The sequence below is a fragment of the Pseudomonas sp. M47T1 genome (genome assembly GCF_000263855.1).
Lineage (GTDB): Bacteria > Pseudomonadota > Gammaproteobacteria > Pseudomonadales > Pseudomonadaceae > Aquipseudomonas.
Map to the genome: position 1 here is coordinate 72,422 of NZ_AJWX01000006.1, position 20,294 is coordinate 92,715.

18 protein-coding genes and 2 pseudogenes are annotated in these 20,294 nt (G+C 61.8%); 18 read left to right on the top strand and 2 right to left on the bottom strand.

Translation table 11 applies throughout. The features are described from left to right. Positions 1-12 precede the first annotated feature (12 nt). The 14 genes from PMM47T1_RS09225 (at position 13) to PMM47T1_RS09290 (ending at position 16,618) form a co-directional block, all read left to right on the top strand. Complete coding sequence (locus PMM47T1_RS09225; RefSeq protein WP_008367941.1) at positions 13-804, top strand: ABC transporter ATP-binding protein; 792 nt, start codon at positions 13-15, stop codon at positions 802-804. 26 nt (positions 805-830) lie between these two features. Further along, on the top strand, positions 831-2,297 hold the full coding sequence (locus PMM47T1_RS09230) for a purine-cytosine permease family protein (RefSeq protein WP_008367943.1): 1,467 nt from the start codon (positions 831-833) through the stop codon (positions 2,295-2,297). 16 nt (positions 2,298-2,313) lie between these two features. Continuing rightward, positions 2,314-3,165: an ABC transporter permease gene (locus tag PMM47T1_RS09235; protein WP_008367945.1), complete on the top strand. Its 852-nt coding sequence runs from the start codon at positions 2,314-2,316 to the stop codon at positions 3,163-3,165. Then, positions 3,162-3,971 carry a quaternary amine ABC transporter ATP-binding protein gene (locus PMM47T1_RS09240; RefSeq protein ID WP_008367947.1) on the top strand — a complete coding sequence of 270 codons (810 nt, stop codon included), beginning with the start codon at positions 3,162-3,164 and terminating at the stop codon, positions 3,969-3,971. The genes PMM47T1_RS09235 and PMM47T1_RS09240 overlap by 4 nt, the downstream gene beginning before the upstream one ends. A gap of 13 nt (positions 3,972-3,984) precedes the next feature. After that, entirely contained in the window at positions 3,985-5,520 is a 1,536-nt protein-coding gene (hutH, locus tag PMM47T1_RS09245) for a histidine ammonia-lyase (protein WP_008367948.1), read from the top strand. Next, positions 5,520-6,743: an imidazolonepropionase gene (gene hutI / locus PMM47T1_RS09250; protein ID WP_008367950.1), complete on the top strand. Its 1,224-nt coding sequence runs from the start codon at positions 5,520-5,522 to the stop codon at positions 6,741-6,743. Before hutH ends, hutI begins: the two co-directional genes overlap by 1 nt. After that, positions 6,736-7,554, top strand: a complete 819-nt coding sequence (hutG, locus tag PMM47T1_RS09255) for an N-formylglutamate deformylase (protein WP_008367953.1) — start codon at positions 6,736-6,738, stop codon at positions 7,552-7,554. The genes hutI and hutG overlap by 8 nt, the downstream gene beginning before the upstream one ends. Positions 7,555-7,865: 311 nt before the next feature. Further along, a complete protein-coding gene (pip, locus tag PMM47T1_RS09260; RefSeq protein ID WP_008367955.1) occupies positions 7,866-8,837 on the top strand; it encodes a prolyl aminopeptidase in 972 nt (323 codons plus the stop codon). Continuing rightward, the gene (gene dtd, locus PMM47T1_RS09265) at positions 8,834-9,271 is read left to right on the top strand and encodes a D-aminoacyl-tRNA deacylase (RefSeq protein WP_008367957.1); all 438 of its coding nucleotides are present in this window, start codon (positions 8,834-8,836) and stop codon (positions 9,269-9,271) included. Before pip ends, dtd begins: the two co-directional genes overlap by 4 nt. A 265-nt stretch (positions 9,272-9,536) precedes the next feature. Beyond that, positions 9,537-11,270 carry a glucan biosynthesis protein G gene (locus PMM47T1_RS09270; RefSeq protein WP_008367958.1) on the top strand — a complete coding sequence of 578 codons (1,734 nt, stop codon included), beginning with the start codon at positions 9,537-9,539 and terminating at the stop codon, positions 11,268-11,270. Further along, positions 11,263-13,842, top strand: coding sequence for a glucans biosynthesis glucosyltransferase MdoH (gene mdoH / locus PMM47T1_RS09275; RefSeq protein ID WP_008367960.1), 2,580 nt, complete (start codon positions 11,263-11,265; stop codon positions 13,840-13,842). Before PMM47T1_RS09270 ends, mdoH begins: the two co-directional genes overlap by 8 nt. Positions 13,843-14,062: 220 nt before the next feature. Further along, positions 14,063-14,860 (top strand): transporter substrate-binding domain-containing protein, encoded by a 798-nt coding sequence (locus PMM47T1_RS09280; RefSeq protein ID WP_043300890.1) that lies wholly within the window; start codon positions 14,063-14,065, stop codon positions 14,858-14,860. Positions 14,861-14,895: 35 nt separating this feature from the next. After that, entirely contained in the window at positions 14,896-15,891 is a 996-nt protein-coding gene (locus tag PMM47T1_RS09285) for an ABC transporter permease subunit (protein WP_425226219.1), read from the top strand. Next, entirely contained in the window at positions 15,884-16,618 is a 735-nt protein-coding gene (locus PMM47T1_RS09290) for an amino acid ABC transporter ATP-binding protein (protein WP_008367966.1), read from the top strand. Before PMM47T1_RS09285 ends, PMM47T1_RS09290 begins: the two co-directional genes overlap by 8 nt. 343 nt (positions 16,619-16,961) lie before the next feature. Here the strand turns inward: PMM47T1_RS09290 and PMM47T1_RS09295 are convergent, their stop codons facing one another. Both PMM47T1_RS09295 and PMM47T1_RS30670 read right to left on the bottom strand, forming a co-directional pair. Beyond that, entirely contained in the window at positions 16,962-17,162 is a 201-nt protein-coding gene (locus PMM47T1_RS09295) for a hypothetical protein (protein ID WP_008367968.1), read from the bottom strand. Positions 17,163-17,600: 438 nt separating this feature from the next. Next, positions 17,601-17,834, bottom strand: coding sequence for a hypothetical protein (locus PMM47T1_RS30670; protein ID WP_157212976.1), 234 nt, complete (start codon positions 17,832-17,834; stop codon positions 17,601-17,603). Here PMM47T1_RS30670 and PMM47T1_RS30675 point away from each other — a divergent pair. The 4 genes and pseudogenes from PMM47T1_RS30675 to PMM47T1_RS09310 all read left to right on the top strand — a co-directional run. Continuing rightward, positions 17,833-18,338 (top strand): annotated as a pseudogene (locus PMM47T1_RS30675) (DUF6861 domain-containing protein); the annotation flags it as partial. The gene PMM47T1_RS30670 and the pseudogene PMM47T1_RS30675 sit on opposite strands and share 2 nt — an antisense overlap. 180 nt (positions 18,339-18,518) lie before the next feature. Further along, entirely contained in the window at positions 18,519-18,992 is a 474-nt protein-coding gene (locus PMM47T1_RS30680) for a polymorphic toxin type 15 domain-containing protein (RefSeq protein WP_337999155.1), read from the top strand. Between the two features lie 26 nt (positions 18,993-19,018). Then, the gene (locus PMM47T1_RS09305) at positions 19,019-19,636 is read left to right on the top strand and encodes a GAD-like domain-containing protein (protein ID WP_008367973.1); all 618 of its coding nucleotides are present in this window, start codon (positions 19,019-19,021) and stop codon (positions 19,634-19,636) included. Between the two features lie 182 nt (positions 19,637-19,818). Further along, positions 19,819-20,028: pseudogene (locus PMM47T1_RS09310) on the top strand (hypothetical protein); the annotation flags it as partial. Positions 20,029-20,294: the final 266 nt, after the last annotated feature.

Here is a 20,294-nt window from a genome sequence, read left to right on the forward strand (position 1 = left end):
GCGGAGCTTGTCATGAGTACTCAATTCCAGACCGCCCTGTCGGTCGCCAATATTCACAAGGCCTTCGGTGCAACCCAGGTGCTCAAGGGCATTTCTCTGGACGCCCACAAGGGCGACGTGATCTCCATTCTCGGTGCCAGCGGTTCGGGCAAAAGTACCTTTCTGCGCTGCATCAACCTGCTGGAAACCCCCGATGAGGGCAGCATTGTCCTGGACGGCGAAGCCATCGAAATGAAGCGCCACCGCGACGGCCGCCTGCTGCCAGGCAACCGCCGCCAGGTGGAAGCCATGCGCAGCAAGCTGGGCATGGTGTTCCAGAGTTTCAACCTGTGGTCGCACATGACTGTGCTGCAGAACGTCATCGAAGGCCCGATGCGGGTGCTCAAGCGCTCGCGTGCCGAGTGCGTGGAAGAGGCCGAGCAACTGCTGCACAAGGTGGGCCTGTACGAGCGCCGCGATTACTACCCGGCGCATCTGTCGGGCGGCCAGCAACAGCGCGTGGCCATTGCCCGGGCGCTGGCCATGAACCCGCAAGTGATGCTGTTCGACGAGCCCACGTCGGCCCTGGACCCGGAGCTGGTGGGCGAGGTGCTGCGGGTGATGCGCTCCCTGGCCGAGGAAGGCCGGACCATGCTGGTGGTCACCCACGAAATGGGCTTCGCGCGCCATGTGTCCAACCGCGTGGTGTTCATGCAAGGGGGCCAGATCGACTGCGAAGGCACCCCCGCCCAATTGTTCGAAGGCTTGCCGACCGAGCGTTTTCGCCAGTTCGTGTCCAGCCATCAGCAGCGTAACGCCGAGTAAACGCTACCTAACCCGAGGATCGTTGTATGGCTGGTTCAGTTGACCGTGCTGCAAGCGCGCCATTGATCGAAAAACGCTCAATCGACTACATCCCTGAATCCGAGCGCCATGGTCGGTTATTCAGCCAGTTCACCCTGTGGCTGGGTGCCAACCTGCAGATCACCGCCATCGTCACCGGCGCCCTGGCCGTGGTACTGGGCGGCGATGTGTTCTGGTCGCTGGTGGGCTTGTTCGCAGGCCAGTTGCTGGGCGGTGGGGTCATGGCCTTGCATGCGGCTCAGGGGCCGCGCCTGGGCCTGCCTCAGATGATTTCCAGCCGCGTGCAGTTCGGTGTGTACGGGGCGGTGATTCCGCTGGTGCTGGTGTGCCTGATGTACATCGGCTTCTCGGCCAGCGGCTCGTTGCTGGCGGGGCAGGCCATTGCCCAGTTGCTGCAGGTGGATGACTGGAAGGGCATCGTCATCTTCGCCGCGCTGATCGTGGTGCTGACCATCTTCGGTTATCGAGTTATCCACCTGATCGGCCGCATCGCCAGTGTGCTGGGGGTGATCGCCTTCATGTACCTGTTCTACAAGCTGCTGGCCGGTAACGACATCGGTGCGCTGCTGGGCAACAAGCATTTCTCCCTGAGCAGCTTCCTGCTGGCGATTTCCCTGTCGGCGTCCTGGCAGATCGCCTTCGGCCCTTATGTGGCCGACTACTCGCGCTACCTGCCAAGCAAAACCCCGGTGGCCGGTACCTTCTGGGCCGTGGGCCTGGGCGCGGTGATCGGTGCGCAGGCGTCCATGGTGTTCGGTGTATTTGCCGCAGCCCTGGCCGGTTCGCAGTTCGCCCACCACGAAGTGTCGTTCATCGTCGGCCTGGGCGGCACCGGCGCAGTCGCCGCGCTGCTGTATTTCAGCGTGGCATTCGGCAAGGTCACGGTCACCACCCTGAATGCCTACGGCAGCTTCATGTCAATTGCCACCATCATCAGCGGCTTCCGGGGCAACCGCCACATCTCCAGCGCCCTGCGCCTGACCTACATCTTCCTGATGGTGGGCATGGCGACCTTGCTCGCGGTGCTGGGCAAGGACTCGTTCCTCAAGGACTTCTCGGCGTTCATCCTGTTCCTGCTGGCGTTCTTTACGCCCTGGAGCGCCATCAACCTGGTGGACTTCTACTGCATCACCAAAGAGCGCTATGACATTCCTGCGCTGTCCAACCCCGATGGCCGTTATGGGCGCTGGAACATCCCCGGCATCACTATTTACGTGATCGGCGTGCTGATCCAGATGCCTTTCATTTCCACGCACTTCTACACCGGCCCGCTGGTGGCCAGCCTTGGTGACACGGACATTTCCTGGATCATCGGCCTGGTGGTGCCTGCGGTCATGTATTACCTGGTTGCCAAGCGCTGGCACGGTGCAGTGCCAGAGCGCCTGATCCTGCCTGATGAGCAGTCGCCGGTGCCGGTGCCAGCGGGGAAGGCTATACCTCAGGGAACCTTCTGACGTGTGAGTGCCGCCCATGTTCCCCGATAACCTGACCTTCTCCATCGCCGACTGGGTCAACCGCGGCGTCGATGTCCTGGTGACCCGCTATGGCGACTTTTTCCGGCACGTGTCCGATTCGCTGTTATGGCTGATCGTGCGCCTGGAAAGCGGCTTGCGTCTATTGCCCTGGTGGCTGTTGCTGCTGGTGGTGGGCGGCATCGCGCTGCATGCCACACGCCGGGTAGTCAGTGCAGTGGTGATCATGGGGTTACTGTTCCTGGTCGGGGCCGTGGGGTTGTGGGACAAGCTGTTGCAGACGCTGGCGCTGATGCTGGTGGCCACTGTGATTGCCGTGCTGATCGGCATCCCGCTGGGTGTGCTGGCCGCGCGCAGCAACCGCTTGCGGGCGGTGTTGATGCCGTTGCTGGACGTGATGCAGACCCTGCCCAGCTTCGTGTACCTGATTCCGGTACTGATGCTGTTCGGCCTAGGCAAGGTGCCGGCCATCTTCGCCACGGTGATCTACGCCGCACCACCGCTGATACGGCTGACCGACCTGGGCATCCGCCAGGTGGACCGCGAAGTCATGGAGGCGGTAAACGCCTTTGGTGCCAGCCGCTGGCAGCAGTTGTTCGGTGTGCAGTTGCCGCTGGCCATGCCGAGCATCATGGCCGGCGTCAACCAGACCACCATGATGGCGCTGTCCATGGTGGTGATTGCCTCGATGATTGGTGCGCGGGGGTTGGGCGAGGACGTGCTGACCGGCATTCAGACGCTGAACATCGGCCAGGGCCTGGAGGCGGGGCTGGCCATTGTCATCCTGGCCGTGGTCATCGACCGCATCACCCAGGCCTACGGGCGTCCGCGCCACCAGGTGCACCCATGATCGAGGTGCGCAATGTGTCCAAGGTATTCGGTGCGCGGCCCGAGGCGGCCCTGGCCATGCGCCGCGAGGGGGCCAGCAAAGACCAGGTACTGGCGGCCACCGGCTGCGTGATTGGCGTGGATGACTTGTCGCTGACCGTGGAGCGCGGCGAGACCTTCGTGATCATGGGCCTGTCCGGCTCGGGCAAGTCGACCCTGGTGCGCCACCTCAACCGGCTGATCGACCCCACGTGTGGGCAGGTGCTGGTGGCCGGGCAGGACATTCTCGGCTACGACGGTGCGGCCCTGCGCGAATTTCGCCGGCATACGGTGAGCATGGTGTTCCAGGGCTTCGGCCTGCTGCCCCATCGCACGGTGCAGGAAAACGTAGCCTACGGCCTGGCGGTGCGCGGCGAAAGCCGCCAGCAGTGTGCCGAGCGCGCCGCGCACTGGATTGCCGCGGTGGGCTTGCAGGGTTACGAAAAGGCGTGGCCGGCGCAGTTGTCGGGCGGCATGCGCCAGCGCGTGGGCCTGGCGCGGGCGCTGGCGGCGGACACCCAGGTGCTGCTCATGGACGAAGCCTTCAGCGCGCTGGACCCGCTGATTCGCGCCGAAATGCAGGACCAGTTGCTGGCCCTGCAAGACAACTTGCACAAGACCATCGTGTTCATCACCCACGACCTGGACGAAGCCGTCCGGCTGGGCAAACGCATTGCAATCCTTCGGGACGGCCGACTGATTCAAGTCGGCGCCCCCGCGGATATTCTTCACCATCCGGCCGACGAGTATGTAGACCGTTTTGTCCGACGCCGGGTGGCCACTTATTAGGGGAGCGCTGTAGATGTTGTTGGCCGAAAACGTCGTAATCGCCGATGCGCGTATGCGTTGGCAGGATGTGGTCGCCGTGGCGCGCTTTGGCGCCCGGCTGGAGCTGTCCGCCCAGGCGTGGGCGCGAATCGACAATGCTCAGGGGATTGTGCAGCGCATCGTTGAAAGCGGCGAGCGCGCCTACGGCGTCAACACCGGCTTGGGGGCGCTGTGCAACGTGTCGTTGCAGGATGAACAGCTTAGCCAGTTGTCGCGCAATACGCTGCTCAGCCATGCCTGCGGGGTGGGCAAGCCGCTGACCGACGAGCAAACCCGAGCGATCATCTGCGCGGCGGTCATCAACTACTGCCAGGGCAAGTCCGGCCTGCATCGCCAGGTGGTGGAAGCCCTTTTGGCTCTGCTCAATCGCGGCATTACCCCGCAGGTGCCGTCCCAAGGCTCGGTGGGTTACCTGACGCACATGGCCCATATCGGTGTGGGCCTGCTGGGCATCGGCCCGGTGAGCTATCGCGGGCAAATCGTCGACGCTGCCCAGGCGTTCGCCGCCGAGGGCCTGCAACCGGTACTGCTGGGCGCAAAGGACGGTTTGTGCCTGGTCAACGGCACACCGTGCATGACCGGCCTTAGTTGCCTGGCGCTGGACGATGCCTGGCGCCTGACTGGCTGGGCCGACGTGATCGGCGCCATGAGTTTTGAAGCCCTGCGCGGGCAGATAGATGCCTTCGACCCGGCCATCATCAGCCTCAAGCCGCACCCCGGCATGCAGGTGGTGGCGCGCAACCTGCGCTGGCTGCTGGAAGGCAGCGAAGTGATCGCCAGCAGCCGCGGCATTCGTACCCAGGACGCCTTGAGTATCCGCTCCATTCCCCAGGTGCACGGCGCGTCCCGCGACCAGTTGGAGCACGCGGCGCGGCAGATCGAGATCGAGCTCAACTCGGCCACCGACAACCCGCTGCTGCTGGGCACCCCCGAGGATTACCGGGTGATGTCCCAAGCCAACCCCCACGGTCAGTCAGTGGCAATGGCCGCCGATGTGCTGGCCATCACCGTTGCCGAAATCGGCGCCATCGCCGAACGCCGCCTGGACCGCATGATCAACCCGTTGGTGAGCGGCTTGCCGGCGTTCCTGGTCAGCCAGCCGGGGGTCAACTCCGGGATGATGATTGTGCAATACGTGGCCGCCTCGCTGTGCGCGGAAAACCGCCAGCTGGCGCAACCGGCGGTTGTGGATAACTACGTGACCTCGGGCCTGCAGGAAGACCACCTGAGCATGGGCACCAACGCCTCGCTCAAGCTGCACCGGGCCCTGGAAAACTGCACGCAGATCCTCGCCATCGAGTACCTGCTGGCGGCCCAGGCGTTCGAGTTTCTAAAGGAACAGCGCTTTGGCGCTCGCACCGACGCCGCCTGGCGCCTGTTGCGCGAACACATTGCACCCTACGACCAGGACCGCTGGCTGGCACCGGACATCGCCACCAGCGCAGCCCTGCTCAAAGACCCGGCGCTGCTGGGCCGTACCTTCCCCGAATTGTTCCAGGAGACGTTGTGATGAAAACCCTGTGGCAGCATTGCCATGTGGCGACCATGGCCCATGGCAAATACTCGATCATTGAAGACGCGGCGATCGTCACTGCCGGCGACGTCATCCGCTGGATCGGCCCACGCAGCGAGGCGCCGGTGGGGGAGGGCGTGGCTATCATCGACCTGGGCGGTGCCTGGGTAACGCCGGGGTTGATCGACTGCCACACCCACACGGTGTTCGGCGGCAACCGCAGCGGTGAGTTCGAGCAGCGCCTGCAGGGCGTCAGCTATGCCGAGATCGCGGCCGCCGGCGGCGGCATTGCCAGCACCGTGCGCGCCACCCGTGCCGCCAGCGAAGACGAACTGTTTGCCAGCGCGCGCAAACGCCTGGTCAGCCTGTTGCGCGACGGCGTCACCAGCGTCGAGATCAAGAGCGGCTACGGCCTGGACCTGGCCAGTGAGCGCAAGATGCTGCGGGTTATCCGTCGCCTGGGCGAGGCGCTGCCGGTCAGCGTGCGCGCCACCTGTCTGGCCGCCCATGCCTTGCCGCCGGAATACAAGGACCGCGCCGACGACTACATCGCCCACATCTGCGACGAAATGCTCCCGGCGTTGGCGGCCGAGGGCCTGGTGGACGCCGTGGATGCGTTCTGCGAGTACCTGGCGTTTTCCCCGGCCCAGGTCGAAAAAGTGTTCCTCAGGGCCCAGGAACTGGGCATTCCGGTCAAGTTGCATGCCGAGCAGTTGTCATCGCTGGCCGGTTCCAGCCTGGCGGCGCGTTACCATGCGTTGTCGGCGGACCACTTGGAATTCATGACCGAAGATGATGCCCAGGCCATGGCCGCCGCCGGTACCGTGGCGGTGCTGCTGCCCGGTGCCTTCTACTTTCTGCGCGAAACCCAATTGCCACCCATGGATGCCTTGCGCAAGCACGGCGTGGCTATCGCCATTGCCAGCGACCTCAACCCCGGCACCTCGCCGGCGCTGTCGGTGCGGCTGATGTTGAACATGGCCTGCACGCTGTTCCGGATGACCCCTGAGGAAGCCCTGGCGGGCGCCACGCTCAACGCCGCCAAGGCACTGGGCATGGGCGCAAGCCATGGCTCGCTGGAAGTGGGCAAGGTCGCCGATTTCGTCGCCTGGGACATCGAACGCCCGGCAGACCTGGCCTACTGGCTGGGCGGCGAACTGAACAAGCGCGTCGTGCGTCACGGCGTGGAAGTCAACGTTGGAGAACTCAACCGTGGATAACGTCCTGACCTTCAAGCGCGGCCGCGTTCCGCTGCTGATCAGCATGCCCCATGCCGGCCTGTGTCTGAGCCCGGCGGTGGAAAACGGCCTGATCGACGAAGCCCGCAGCCTGCCGGACACTGACTGGCACATCCCGCGCCTCTACGACTTCGCCGACGAACTGGGCGCCAGTATCGTGGCCGCCAAGTATTCGCGATTTGTCATCGACCTCAATCGGCCTTCGGACAACAAACCGCTGTACGCCGGGGCCACCACCGGGCTGTACCCGCAGACCCTGTTTGATGGCGTGCCGCTGTTTCGCGAGGGGCAGGAGCCGTCCACCGCCGAGCGCGAGCGTTATCTCAATGAAATCTGGGTGCCCTACCACCGCACCATCGAGCAAGAGCTGGCGCGCCTGCGTGACGAGTTCGGCTATGCGCTGCTGTGGGACGCCCACTCCATCCGCTCCCACGTGCCGCACCTGTTCGAAGGGCGCCTGCCGGATTTCAACCTGGGCACCTTCAACGGCGCCAGTTGCGACCCGGCGCTGGCTCGCCGGCTGGAAAGTGTGTGCGCAGGTTTCAGCGATTACAGCCACGTGCTCAATGGCCGGTTCAAGGGCGGGCACATTACTCGCCACTTTGGCGATCCGGCCAATCACATCCACGCCGTGCAGCTGGAATTGGCGCAGAGCGCGTATATGGAGGAGTTTGAGCCGTTCAGGTATCGCGAAGACCTCGCGAAGCCAACCCAGGCAGTGCTCAAGGCGCTTCTGACCGAACTCATTGACTGGGCAGGCAGCCGATATCCATCAGGCAAAGGCCCGGTATGACGTAGGAGCCGCTGCCAGGCAGCGAAATGGTCCGCAGGGCCTTGGGTGGTGTCATGCCGATCGCGGGCCCGCTGTGCGGGCCTTCGCAGCCTGCGGCAGCTCCGGCCTTGCGGTAGCTACGAGCCTGTCGCGTGTGGCAGCGACTATCTTGTGGGGATCCTGTCGCTGCCGTCAGGGGGAAACCCAAGGGCCTGCAATGCCCCCTGACACCAAGGGGGCATGATCTGTAAGCGATTCGGGTTTATGATGCCTCACGGCACTTATGACAGAAGTCCCAGCAGGGATGACCCAATACCCTTACGGAGCGTGCAATGCAGACTTTGTACCCGCAGATCAAACCCTACGCCCGGCACGATCTGGCCGTGCAAGCGCCGCATGTGCTGTATGTAGATGAAAGTGGCTCCCCCGAGGGCCTGCCGGTGGTGTTCATCCACGGTGGCCCCGGCGCCGGTTGCGATGCCCAGAGCCGCTGCTATTTCGACCCGAATTTGTACCGAATTGTGACCTTCGACCAGCGCGGCTGCGGTCGTTCCACCCCCCATGCCAGCCTGGAAAACAACACCACCTGGGATCTGGTGGCGGACATGGAGCGCATTCGCGAGCACCTGGGCATCGACAAATGGGTGCTGTTCGGTGGCTCCTGGGGCTCGACCCTGGCGCTGGCCTATGCGCAAACCCACCCTGAACGCGTGCATGGCCTGATCCTGCGCGGTATTTTCCTGTGCCGCCCGCAGGAAATCGAATGGTTCTACCAGGCCGGCGCCAGCCGCCTGTTCCCCGACTACTGGCAGGACTACGTGGCGCCGATCCCGGCGGACGAGCGTCATGACCTGCTCAAGGCTTTCCACAAACGCCTGACCGGCAACGACCAGATCGCCCAGATGCACGCCGCCAAGGCCTGGTCCACTTGGGAAGGCCGCACGGCTACCCTGCGTCCCAACCCCTTGGTGGTCGACCGCTTCTCCGAACCGCAGCGCGCGCTGTCCATCGCCCGCATCGAGTGCCACTACTTCATGAACAACGCGTTCATGGAACCGAACCAACTGATCCGCGACGTACCGAAAATCGCCCACCTGCCGGCGGTGATCGTGCATGGCCGCTACGACGTCATCTGCCCGCTGGACAACGCCTGGGAGCTGCATCAGGCCTGGCCCAACAGCGAATTGCAGGTCATTCGCGACGCCGGTCACGCCGCCTCCGAGCCGGGTATCACCGATGCGCTGGTGCGCGCCTGTGACCAAATGGCCCGGCGTTTGCTGGACCTTCCCCTGGAGGAAGCGTGAAGGGGCTGCTGCAACGGGTCAGTTCGGCGCGCGTCGAGGTTGAAGGTAAGGTAGTGGGTGCCATTGACCAGGGCCTGATGGTGCTGGTGGCGGTAGAACCTGAAGATACCCGCGCCAATGCCGACAAACTTCTGCACAAGCTGCTTAACTATCGGGTGTTTTCCGATGCACAGGGCAAGATGAACCTGTCGCTCAAGGATGTGGGGGGTGGGTTGCTGCTGGTGTCGCAGTTCACCCTGGCCGCCGACACCCGCAGCGGCATGCGCCCCAGCTTCTCAACGGCGGCGCCGCCGGCCCTGGGCATCGAGTTGTACGAGTACCTGCTGGAGCAGGCGCGAGGGCAGCACGAAGGGGTGGCATGCGGACGGTTTGGTGCCGATATGCAGGTGCATTTGGTGAACGAGGGGCCGGTGACGTTCCTTTTACAGGCATAAGTGTCGGTAAATCGTTCATTTGCACGAATTTCGATGAGTTTGTAGCATAAAAAGTTTACATACCCTGATGCGTTGTAACGCAGGCTGCTGGATAATCTCGCGTTACGACGATCAGCGTTCGTTGATCCATTTGTTCCAACATGAGCCTTGGCCTTCACCGTTTGGGGAATCATTGCGCCCTTTCGGAGTCGGAACATTGCTCGCCAACCCGGCACATGATCGCTGGCCGTTGGTTCTTTGATTTGTTTTTCGGCGAGGGTTGCTCGTGATTGTTAGTCCCTGTAATGCACCAAGAACCCCAGGCAAACGCCTGCGCAGCGCCCTGTTGGCGGGGTCTGCACTGCTCTGCCTGCTGAGCGCTGGCCAGATCTGGGCCTTTGGCCTGGATGACGTGGCCGCCAAGGCAAAGGATCTTGCCGGTCAGAAATTCGAGGCACCCAAAAGCAATCTGCCTGCCGAATTTCGCGACATGAAGTTCGCGGACTACCAGAAAATTCGCTTCTTGAATGAAAAGGCCGAGTGGGCCAACGACAAGACCCCCTTCAAGCTTTCGTTCTATCACCAGGGCATGCACTTCGACACGCCGGTGAAAATCAACGAGATCGCCAATGACAAGGTCGAGGAAATCAAGTACGACCCGGCTCGTTTCGATTTTGGCGACCTGAAATTCGACCCCAAGTCCACCGAGAAGCTCGGCTATGCCGGTTTCCGCGTGCTGTACCCGCTGAACAAGGCTGACAAGCAGGACGAAGTCATGACCCTGCTGGGTGCCAGCTACTTCCGCGTCGTGGGCAAGGGTCACACCTATGGCCTGTCGGCACGTGGCCTGGCCATCGACACCGCGCTGCCGTCGGGTGAAGAGTTCCCGCGTTTCACCGAGTTCTGGATCGAGAAGCCGAACCCGGCCGACAAGTTCCTGGTGATCTACGCCCTGCTGGATTCGCCGCGCTCCACCGGTGCCTATAAGCTGACCCTGCGCCCGGGCGAAGACACCGTGGTCGACGTCAAGTCCAAAGTGTTCCTGCGTGACCACGTCAGCCGCCTGGGCATCGCCCCGCTGACCAGCATGTTCCTGTTCGGTTCCAACCAGCCGTCCAAGGTGCAGAACTACCGTCACGAGCTACATGACTCCACCGGCCTGTCCATCCACGCCGGCAACGACGAATGGATCTGGCGCCCGCTGAACAACCCGAAACACCTGGCCGTGAGCAGCTTCACGGTCGAGAACCCGAAAGGTTTCGGCCTGCTGCAACGTGGTCGCGAGTTCAGCCGCTACGAAGACCTGGATGACCGCTACGACAAGCGCCCAAGCGCCTGGGTAGAGCCCAAGGGCGATTGGGGCAAGGGTACCGTCGACCTGGTTGAAATCCCGACTGCCGATGAAACCAACGACAACATCGTTGCGTTCTGGAACCCGGAAAAACTGCCCGAGCCTGGTCAGGCCCTGGACCACGACTATCGCCTGGTATGGACCTCCAACGAGGACCAACTGCACTCGGCCGACACCGCGTGGGTCAAACAGACCCTGCGTTCTACCGGTGATGTGAAGCAGTCCAACCTGATTCGTCAGACTGACGGCAGCGTGGCCTTCCTGGTCGACTTCACCGGGCCGATACTTGCCGCCCTGCCGGAAGACGCCCAGGTACGCAGCCAGGTCAGCGTCGGTGACAACGCCGACCTGGTCGAGAACAGCCTGCGCTACAACCCGGAGACCAAAGGCTGGCGCCTGACGCTGCGCCTGAAGGTCAAAGACCCCAAGCAGTCGGTGGAAATGCGCGCCGCACTGGTCAAGGATGCACCACTGCCACCAGCCAAACCGGCTGAGCCTGTGAAGGAAGAGAAGCCTGTCGCCAAGCACGCCAAGGCAAACGCCAAGCATGCCAAGGCCGACAAGGCCGCCGAGCAGCCGGCCGCGGCTGCGCCCACCCCTCAGGAGCCCGTCAAGACCGAGCAGGTGTTGACCGAGACCTGGAGCTACCAGTTGCCTTCCGATGAGTAATTCCCAGACCCGGCCGGAGTCGCTCAGCGAATACCTGGCCCACCTGCCCCTGAGCGAGGAGCAGCGCGCAGAACTTGCCCGCTGCAACTCGTTCAGCGAGCTGCATGAATACCTCTCCGCGCAGCCGACGGACGAGTCACGCGAGGCCGCCCAGGCCTCGGTCGGCCGTCGCCTGACCCTTAACAGTGCCGCCGAAATGGAAGAGGCCGAGATGCTCTCGGTTGATTCCGACGGCCGCGTGCGCCTCAAGGCCACCCCGCCTATCAACCGTACGCGGGTGGTCCCGGAGCCTTGGCGCACCAACATTCTGGTGCGCGGCTGGCGCCGCCTTACCGGCCAGAAGAGTGCGCCGGAGCCTGTCAGCGACAAGCGCGTGCTGCCCAAGGCGCGCTGGCGCTGGGTGGGGTCGGTACGCCGTTATATCCTGCTGACCCTGATGCTCGGCCAGACCATCGTCGCCGGTTACTACATGAAAGGCATCATGCCCTACCAGGGCTGGTCGTTCGTGGACCTGGACGAGGTCATCCACCAGCCGATCGCGCTGACCGCGCAGCAAGTGCTGCCGTATGCGCTGCAAACCAGCATCCTGATCCTGTTTGGCATCCTGTTCTGCTGGGTTTCGGCAGGCTTCTGGACCGCCCTGATGGGCTTCCTGGAACTGCTGACCGGGCGTGACAAATACCGTATTTCCGGCGCCAGCGCCGGCAACGAGCCGATCGAGGCCGGTGCCCGCACCGCGCTGGTGATGCCCATCTGCAACGAAGACGTGCCCCGGGTGTTCGCCGGCCTGCGCGCCACGTTCGAATCGGTTGCCGCCACCGGCGACCTGGATCGCTTCGACTTCTTCGTGCTGTCGGACACCAACGACACCGACATCGCCGTTGCCGAGCAACAGGCGTGGCTGGACGTGTGCCGCGAGGCCAAGGGCTTTGGCAAGATCTTCTACCGCCGCCGTCGCCGTCGCGTGAAACGCAAAAGCGGCAACCTCGACGACTTCTGCCGTCGCTGGGGCGGTGACTACCGCTACATGGTGGTACTGGATGCCGACAGCGTCATGAGCGGTGAATGCCTGACCAGCCTGGTGCGCCTGATGGAGGCCACCCCGGATGCGGGTATCATCCAGACCGCGCCGAAAGCCTCGGGCATGGACACCCTGTACGCACGCATGCAGCAGTTCGCCACCCGCGTGTACGGCCCGCTGTTCACCGCCGGCCTGCACTTCTGGCAGCTGGGCGAGTCGCACTACTGGGGCCACAACGCGATCATTCGCATGAAGCCTTTCATCGAGCACTGTGCGCTGGCGCCGTTGCCGGGCAAGGGCGCGTTCGCCGGGGCCATCCTGTCCCACGACTTCGTCGAAGCCGCGCTGATGCGCCGTGCCGGCTGGGGCGTGTGGATTGCCTATGACCTGCCAGGCAGCTACGAAGAACTGCCGCCCAACCTGCTCGATGAGCTCAAGCGTGACCGTCGCTGGTGCCACGGCAACCTGATGAACTTCCGCCTGTTCCTGGTAAAAGGCATGCACCCGGTGCACCGCGCGGTGTTCCTGACCGGCGTGATGTCTTACCTGTCGGCGCCGCTGTGGTTCTTCTTCCTGGTGCTGTCCACTGCGTTGCTGGCGGTGAACACGCTGATGGAGCCGGCCTACTTCCTTGAGCCGCGGCAGCTGTACCCGCTGTGGCCACAGTGGCATCCGGACAAGGCCATCGCGTTGTTCTCCACCACTATTGTGCTGCTGTTCCTGCCTAAGTTGTTGAGCATCATTCTTATCTGGGCCAAGGGCGCGAAAGAGTACGGTGGCCGCATCAAGGTGACCATCTCGATGCTGCTGGAGATGCTCTTCTCCATGCTGCTGGCGCCGGTGCGCATGCTGTTCCACACCCGTTTCGTGCTGGCCGCGTTCCTGGGCTGGGCCGCTACCTGGAACTCGCCGCAGCGTGACGATGACTCCACGCCATGGAGCGAGGCGGTTCGCCGTCACGGTCCGCAGACCCTGCTGGGCTTCTTCTGGGCGCTGCTGGTGTGCTGGCTGAACCCAAGCTTCCTGTGGTGGCTGACGCCTATCGTCGGTTCGCTGATGCTGTCGATCCCGGTGTCGGTGATTTCCAGCCGCACCAACCTGGGCCTCAGCGCCCGTGACGACAAGCTGTTCCTGATTCCCGAGGAGTACGACACCCCTCAGGAACTGATCTCCACCGATCAGTACACTCACGAGAACCGCTGGCACGCGCTGAAGGACGGTTTCGTCCGTGCCGTGGTGGACCCGCAGCAAAACGCCCTGGCTTGCGCCCTGGCTACTGCGCGTCACCACTCGGTAGCGCCGATCGAGGCGATGCGTGAGGAGCGTATTCGCAAGGCCCTGGCCGCTGGCCCGCAGAAGCTTGACGGCAACACGCGTCTGCACCTGCTCAGTGACCCGGTAGCCCTGGCTCGTCTGCATGCACTGGTTTGGAGCGAAGGCAACGAATCCTGGCTGGGTGCATGGCGCCAGTCCCTGGAAGCCGATCCGCATTCGCCGTTGCTGCCGTTGCAGCCCCACTCGGCGATGCCGCCAACCCTGGCAAACGCCTGATTCCGGGCCCCCGGGCGTATCGCCCGGGGGATTTGGAAACCTCTGGAAACACTGCCAGCGGTCACTTTCTGTCGACCATTGCGCATTAAATCCCTCTCCAGCACTTGTATCACCGGACGAGTACGTTAGGATCGCACCCCGAAATGGTGCGCCCATGATGTGCGGCGCCCTGAATTGTCACGCGCGTGTCTATTGCGGGCGTTAGTTAGGGGACTTGGTGATGAAGAAGTATCTGTCGATGCTGCTGCTGGGCGTCATGGCGCTGAGCGCGGTCGGTTCCGCTCAGGCGGGGGCCATTGATGAGGCGGTCAAGCGCGGCACCCTGCGGGTGGGCATGGACCCTACCTACATGCCGTTCGAAATGACCAACAAGCGCGGCGAGATCATCGGCTTTGAAGTGGACCTGCTCAAAGCCATGGCCAAGTCCATGGGCGTCAAGCTGGAACTGGTGTCCACCAGCCTGGATGGCATCATCCCGGCGCTGATGACCGACAAGTTCGACATGATCGGCAGCGGCCTGACCCTGACCCAGGAACGCAACCTGCGCATCAACTTCAGCGACCCCTTCATCGTGGTTGGCCAGACCCTGCTGATCCGCAAGGAACTGGCCGACAAGATCAAGTCCTACAAAGACTTGAACGACCCGCAGTACCGCCTGACCTCCAAGGTTGGCACCACCGGCGAAATGGTTGCGCGCAAGCGTATTTCCAAGGCCCAGTACCACGGCTACGACAACGAGCAGGAAGCGGTGATGGACGTGGTCAACGGCAAGGCTGATGCCTTTGTCTACGATTCGCCCTACAACGTGGTGGCCGTGGACAAGGCCGGCAACGGCAAGCTGCTGTTCCTCGACCAGCCGTTCACCTACGAGCCACTGGCTTTCGGCCTGAAGAAGGGCGACTACGACAGCTTGAACTTCATCAACAACTTCCTGCGCCAGGCCCATGAAGACGGGTCCTACGATCGCATTCACGACAAGTGGTTCAAGAACACCACCTGGCTCAAGGACATGGAATAACTTTCCACGTCCTTGCCTGACACCAACGCGCGGGCATGCCCGCGCGTTCGCATTTACGGAACGCAGTAGTGATCAAACACAAGAAAGCCCAGTGGCCCTGGCACGCGCTGACGGCACTGGTCCTGGTGGGCCTGGCCGTCGCGCTGTTTTACGCGACTTCGCTGATTTCCTATGAGTGGCGCTGGAACCGCGTGCCGCAGTACTTTGCCTACCAGGCCGAAGACGTGCAGCGCGCTGCCGGCGACGGCACGGTGGAGGCCATCGTTACCCAGGGCAAGACCGCCCAGGTAACGCTGAAGGATGAAGACGGCAACGAGCAGCAGCTCACCGTGGCCCAGGACAGCCTGAGGCTGGAGCAGGGCGACGATGTCTTTGAAGGCGACGCTGTGGGCGTTACCCGCCATTGGGCCGCGGGGCCGCTGGCGTGGGGGCTCTGGGCCACGATCTGGATTTCCTTGGTGTCGGGCATCGTTGGCCTGTTCATCGGCCTGGTGGCGGGCTTGTGCCGCCTGTCCAGCAACCCGACGTTGCGCGACCTGTCCACGGTATACGTGGAGCTGGTGCGGGGCACGCCGCTGCTGGTGCAGATCTTTATTTTCTACTTCTTCATCGGCACGGTGCTGAACCTGTCCCGCGAGTTCGCCGGTGTCGCCGCGCTGGCGTTGTTCACTGGCGCCTACGTGGCCGAAATCGTCCGCGCCGGGGTGCAGTCGATCGCCCGCGGCCAAAGCGAGGCCGCGCGCTCGCTGGGCCTCAGCGCCGGCCAGTCGATGCGTCATGTGGTGTTGCCGCAAGCGTTCAAGCGCGTGCTGCCACCGTTGGCCGGGCAGTTCATCAGCCTGGTCAAGGACACCTCGCTGGTGTCGGTGATTTCCATCACCGAACTGACCAAGAGCGGCCGCGAAGCTATCACCACCTCGTTCTCCACGTTCGAGATCTGGTTCTGCGTGGCCGCCCTGTATTTGCTGATCAACCTGCCGCTGTCGCACATCGCCAGCCGGCTTGAGCGGAGGCTTGCACAAAGTGATTGAAGTTCGTGATCTGGTGAAAGTCTTCGACACCCGCGGCCACGTGGTTCGCGCGGTGGACCATGTGACTACCCAAGTGGCCAAGGGCGAAGTGTTGGTAGTGGTGGGGCCGTCCGGTTCGGGCAAGTCCACGTTCCTGCGCTGCCTTAATGGCCTGGAGCAATTCGACGAAGGCACGGTAAGCATCGACGGTCTGTCGCTGGCCGACCCGAAGACTGACGTCAACGCCTACCGCCGGGAAGTGGGCATGGTGTTCCAGCACTTCAACCTGTTCCCGCACATGACGGTGCTGGAAAACCTGTGCCTGGCGCAAAAGATCGTGCGCAAGCGCAGCAAGAAGGCGCGCGAGGAAAAGGCGCGCATGCTGCTCGACAAGGTGGGCATCGGCCAGAAGGCCAACGAATTCCCCTCGCGGCTGTCGGGCGGCCAGCAACAGCGCGTGGCCATCGCCCGGGCGCTGGCCATGGACCCCAAGGTCATGTTGTTCGACGAACCCACCTCGGCGTTGGACCCGGAAATGGTGGGCGAAGTGCTGGACGTGATGAAGACCCTGGCCCTGGAAGGCATGACCATGATCTGCGTCACCCACGAAATGGGCTTCGCCCGCGAAGTGGCGAACCGGGTGCTGTTCTTCGACCACGGCAAACTGCTGGAAGATTCGGCCCCCGAGCAGTTCTTCGCCAACCCCCGCGACCCTCGCGCCCAGGCCTTTCTGCGCCAAGTGCTGTAAGCGGCGTCGCCCGCTTCCCGAGCTTCGCCCGGTCCCACAATGCGCTCATCCTGTGGGACCGGGCGAAGCTCGGGAAGCAGACACCACGGTCTCCGTCCTGGAACCGCGTCGATGCCATCGCGAGCAAGGGCTCGGCGCCCCCCTTTGCTCCCACAGTGCCAAGCCTGGCACCCGTACTGGGTTCAACACTGTGGGAGTGGGCTCTGCCCACGAACAGGCCACCGCGTGGGGTCAGAGATTACGCAGCGCACTTTTCGCGGGTAGAACCCGCTCCCACACAGATGTGTAGCGGCTACAGGTCGTCAGTGCGCCGGGCAGGCATCCACCAACGCCTTGGCTGCATCTACCGCGGGATGTGGTCCTCCAGCGTGTCACTGTCAGCGCTTTCGTAAGCCACGTTACCGGCATAGCCGAGCAGCAGGGAGGCGTGGGTGAGGGCGTCGGCGGGGTGCAGCCCTTCGCGGACGGTGAAAAGCGGTTCGTTGTTGCGGTCGAGCGGGCCGAAGCCCTGGCTAGTAGTGAAACTGAAAGTATTGATATTCATTTCAAGAAACCTTGGCTATTGGGTTAGCGCCATCCTGACCGCTTGCACGCAATCAGGGGTGGCGGCTGGACACGGGTGTGCAAGACCGGGGGAATATCTGAAAACCCAGCAGGGCCGAAGCCCTCCCGTGTACAGCCGCCATAGCTTTCTTGAAGGCGTACAGGTACGCCGCAAGCATTCTACAACAGCCGCAAATATTCCCTTCAGGCTTGCACGCCCGATCGCTGTTCTCAGCGACCTGGGGAGCCTATCCCTGGCGTCCCCATGACCTCAAGTCAGACGTTTCTGAAAATGACGTTTCCTTGTAGGACGCAAGGCAAAAAATTCTCTTTGGGAAATTTCCCGCTGATCTGTCGGACTTGTCTGGCTTCCCAGAACACACCCCTTCGTTACGGTTGCCGCTCCAAAAAAACAGCTGCTGGCTTTTGAGCCACTCACTCATCCGCCAAGCGCCACAGCAACCTCACAAGGAGGGCCGATGCCGGCGTGGAGCAACGTTCCATCGTGGTTTGAAATGGAGACGCTGGCGAGCACCGTCAAGCCTCCCAGTTCAGGAGGGTTCAGCCATTCTCGTCCTGCCAATCGGCTGATTTCTTCACCCTCGCCATGGGAAGTGATCGAGTCGTCGATGCCAATGCGCCGCTTGCGGTGTGTGCAGAGCGCGTGCGACATGGCTAATCAGGAAGCTGCACGAAACATCGCGGCTCGCTTTCTGGAGCTGGGTATTGGGGATGTGCTGAAGGACTTGCTGGACGCCCTTGCCGACATGACCAAAATCGTTGCCGCCACCGTCATCACGGGTGCCGTGGCGGGCGGAACGGCGGGGTTATTTGCCGGCGGCGTCGGTGTAGTCCCCGGCGCGGCAGCTGGCGGTACCTTGGGTCTGAAAGCCAGTAGTTGGTTTTGGCTGCCTTCGGCTTGGGTGCCCTGGCCGACGACATCCTCAAGGGCTTGCCGCCGATTATCGACGCTTACGTGCGTGGGATCTCCATGGCCTGGAACGGCCCCAAGGAAGACTGGCCGATTGAGTCCGGATTCGTCGGCGGTGGTGACTTCGGCCCAGCTCGATTGGCCGCTTGGCAGATTGCAAGCGCCCATGAAACAGTTGTGCTGCTGATCCTCGGCGCGCTGGTTTCCTACCTCACGCGAGGGCGTGGCGATATCAACGTTCTGGCGCGCCAGATGCGTGGCAGCGAGCGCGGCTCACGGTTGGCCCAGTGGATGATCAAACATGAGGATCATCTGAAGCGCCGTCCTGATCTCAAACCGCCGGAGCCGCGACGCGGGGCGCTGGTTGACCCGCCGGAACATGGGCCGCAGAGAGAAAAGCGGTCGGGGCGAGGCAAAGCGCCTACCATGCCGTTGCATCATGTGGAGTGCTTCAAGGCGGACAAGTTGCCAGCATCGAAGATAGGAGAATTTGAGCGGCAGTTGGGTGGGCAGGAAAGAGGATTAAACAGGCTTACGGTTCAAGAGTATTTGGAAAATGTCGCCAATCCCATCAAGCGTAACAAGAGGGCAGCGGCAATAGCGCGGGCGGATTTTGAGGAAAAGCTTAGGCATCGTTTCCAAAAAGAATTCAGCTTTATGTTGGATCCAGTAGCAGCTAAGCGGAAGGCAATCGAAGATGCAAGGAATACAATGTCGAACCTTGCAGGCTTACATAACCCAGACTTGCGTGCAGGAGGTAGAGACATCGTTTCAGATTTCGGCGATCGTCAGGTGAATTCAAGTATTGGACCTCAGTGGCGGCCAAAAATAGATAACTTGAAAAAAAGCAGCGGAGAGTGTGCCGCACTATTTGCGCGGATCGACTTTTATAAATGTTAAACTTGTAAAGTGCTGAGGGCTACTTGATGGATGATGTCTTTTCAGAATTTTTGCAAACCTTTGGTAATGTGGCGGTCCGTCGAGAGGTGCCGGCGTCGACTATCGCGAAATATGCGGGAAAATTGCCAAGCCTTTTGCTTGAGCACTGGAAGGAGCACGGGTGGGGAGGATACGGTGATGGGATTTTTTGGTTCGTTAACCCTCAGGAGTATGAGGGAGTGGTCGCTTCGTGGCTTGAGGGGTCGGAGCTTGAGTGTAGAGATCGCTATCACCTGATAGCTCGTGGAGCGTTCGGAAGTTTATATTTGTGGGGGGAGGCGTCCTGTGAAACAGTTAAAATCACCGCGAGTCTATCAAGATACTCGATATATGAGTCTCAATTAGACCGTGAGCAGGGCGATAAGGCATTTCAGTATTTCTTGTTAGCCATGGATCCTGAATATAATGATGTCGATCATCTATTCAAAAAAGCTCGAAAAAAACTGGGGGCGTTGCTGCCTGACGAGATGTATGGGTTTGCACCCGCACTTATGCTTGGAGGAAGTGGTTCGCTCGCAAGTGTCGAGAAAGTCAAGGCGGTAGAGCACCTTATGCTTTTATCGCAACTTACAACACTTGAGTCGCACAACTTTCCTGAGCTTTAGTGCACCTTGGTTTGTCATGCGGCAGGCTCAGATCCATTGCTGCCGCGAACGGAATGTTGCCATAAAGTTTCGCCAACTCCCAGCGCTTGAAGCTCAAAAAACAGATCGTGACTGATTTTCTCGCTTGCGGGAATCTGCTATCAGCTTCAGAAAGTCGCGATGGGTCGTCTCGGAATGCGGCTCAAGTGCTGGACTTCATGAAGACCCTGGCGCTGGAAGGCATGACCATGATCTGCGTCACCCACGAAATGGGCTTCGCCCGCGAAGTGGCGCACCCTGTGCTGTTCTTCGACCACGGCAAACTGCTGGAAGATTCGGCGCCCGAGCACCTGCTACGCTGCTTTGTGCACGTGGGCGACACACTTCACTCGGCATCTTTTTTGTACTGTTAGTGTTACTTTTCGAAGGTTTGAAAAACTTCATGATTTGCAGGATTTGACAGTTGTCCATGCGGCTCCCGCGTTTATCTTATGGGTGCGTCACGAATGTTTCGTGGCTCTTATTCTGCAGAGGTATTTGAAAATGGATGATATGAGTACCGCCGAAGCAACATTCAATACTCCCTCCTTGTATAACCAACTTGCAGACGGGAGATATCCACCCTACGAGTCAGGGGGTACGTTCAAAGCGACCTACACACCAGCCGCAGGGGATGTAG

Bases quoted from the DNA above. Each gene is read 5' to 3' on its own strand.
- PMM47T1_RS09240 (WP_008367947.1), top strand. From the start codon at position 3,162: ATGATCGAGGTGCGCAATGTGTCCAAGGTATTCGGTGCGCGGCCCGAG.
- PMM47T1_RS30670 (WP_157212976.1), bottom strand. From the start codon at position 17,834: ATGTCGCACGCGCTCTGCACACACCGCAAGCGGCGCATTGGCATCGAC.
- PMM47T1_RS09285 (WP_425226219.1), top strand. From the start codon at position 14,896: ATGCCCGCGCGTTCGCATTTACGGAACGCAGTAGTGATCAAACACAAG.
- PMM47T1_RS09305 (WP_008367973.1), top strand. From the start codon at position 19,019: ATGGATGATGTCTTTTCAGAATTTTTGCAAACCTTTGGTAATGTGGCG.
- hutH (WP_008367948.1), top strand. From the start codon at position 3,985: ATGTTGTTGGCCGAAAACGTCGTAATCGCCGATGCGCGTATGCGTTGG.
- PMM47T1_RS09295 (WP_008367968.1), bottom strand. From the start codon at position 17,162: ATGAATATCAATACTTTCAGTTTCACTACTAGCCAGGGCTTCGGCCCG.
- PMM47T1_RS09280 (WP_043300890.1), top strand. From the start codon at position 14,063: ATGAAGAAGTATCTGTCGATGCTGCTGCTGGGCGTCATGGCGCTGAGC.
- PMM47T1_RS30680 (WP_337999155.1), top strand. From the start codon at position 18,519: ATGCCGTTGCATCATGTGGAGTGCTTCAAGGCGGACAAGTTGCCAGCA.
- PMM47T1_RS09225 (WP_008367941.1), top strand. From the start codon at position 13: ATGAGTACTCAATTCCAGACCGCCCTGTCGGTCGCCAATATTCACAAG.
- pip (WP_008367955.1), top strand. From the start codon at position 7,866: ATGCAGACTTTGTACCCGCAGATCAAACCCTACGCCCGGCACGATCTG.
- PMM47T1_RS09235 (WP_008367945.1), top strand. From the start codon at position 2,314: ATGTTCCCCGATAACCTGACCTTCTCCATCGCCGACTGGGTCAACCGC.
- hutI (WP_008367950.1), top strand. From the start codon at position 5,520: ATGAAAACCCTGTGGCAGCATTGCCATGTGGCGACCATGGCCCATGGC.
- PMM47T1_RS09230 (WP_008367943.1), top strand. From the start codon at position 831: ATGGCTGGTTCAGTTGACCGTGCTGCAAGCGCGCCATTGATCGAAAAA.
- mdoH (WP_008367960.1), top strand. From the start codon at position 11,263: ATGAGTAATTCCCAGACCCGGCCGGAGTCGCTCAGCGAATACCTGGCC.